The organism is Skermanella stibiiresistens SB22 (assembly GCF_000576635.1).
Taxonomy (GTDB): domain Bacteria; phylum Pseudomonadota; class Alphaproteobacteria; order Azospirillales; family Azospirillaceae; genus Skermanella; species Skermanella stibiiresistens.
Window position 1 is genome coordinate 1 of record NZ_AVFL01000125.1, and the last position, 417, is coordinate 417.

General features: G+C 55.6%; 1 protein-coding gene. It reads left to right on the forward strand.

The genetic code is table 11. The features are described from left to right. A partial coding sequence (locus N825_RS35760) for a hypothetical protein (protein WP_037462487.1) occupies window positions 1-417 on the forward strand: 417 nt, incomplete at both ends.

The following is a 417-nucleotide window of genomic DNA, read 5'->3' on the forward strand; positions in this document are numbered from 1 at the left end:
CAACTGGCTCTCCTATTCGCACACCGAGGCGAAGAAATGGCGCGGCGAGGGGCGGCTGTACTCCGACAAGTTCGAGATGAATTCGCTGTATGAAGACGGCAACGGCAACAGCAGCAATCTGGTGATGAAGTACAACCGCCAGAACAACACCAACTACAACACCCTGAGCAAGGCGCAGTTCCAAAACGACGGCCGTGACACCGATTATGTCACCTCGCCGGAGTACAACAGCAAAGGGCAGTTGAACAAGTATTACAAGATTGAACGCAACCCGTTCGAGAACTTTACGCTGTCGTTCACCCAGAAACTGCAGCTGCGCGACAACCTGTCGCTGACCCTGCAGCCGTATTACTACTGGGGCAACGGCGGCAGCTTCAACGGCCAGACGGCGTCGGTATTGTCCAGCACGTCGGACAG